Here is a 370-nt window from a genome sequence, read left to right as displayed (position 1 = left end):
AGCGCGCAGTAAAAGAAAAAGCAAAGAAAAAGCCCTGTCAGACAGGGCTTTTTTTATTCCGCTATTTACGCCGATGTTTTATTCAGGCCGCTTCACCAATCGGTAACACCGTGCGCCCGAACTGCTCTTTCAGCACTTCCGCCATCGCCAGGTAGATGGCGCTCGCACCGCAGACGATGCCTTCAAACCCGGCAATGCGCAGCAGCCCGGCATTGCCGGTGAGATTACCCACAGCCAGCAGCGCAAACAGCAGCGCCAGGCTGGCGAAAACAAACTGCATCACCCGGTTGGCGCGCAGCGTGCCGAAAAACATAAACAGGGTAAAAACGCCCCACAGCGCCAGATAACCGCCCAGCGTTTCGCCGTCACT

At 56.2% G+C, this 370-nt stretch carries 1 protein-coding gene; it reads right to left on the bottom strand.

What is annotated here, in order from left to right:
- Positions 1-82: 82 nt before the first annotated feature.
- A partial coding sequence (locus CYR55_RS23180; RefSeq protein ID WP_175580838.1) for an acetate uptake transporter occupies positions 83-370 on the bottom strand: 288 nt, incomplete at its 5' end.

It is taken from the genome of Chimaeribacter californicus, assembly GCF_002858675.1.
Classification (GTDB): Bacteria; Pseudomonadota; Gammaproteobacteria; order Enterobacterales; family Enterobacteriaceae; genus Chimaeribacter; species Chimaeribacter californicus.
Note: the sequence above shows the minus strand (reverse complement) of the source record. Positions and strands in the feature narration are given on the sequence as shown.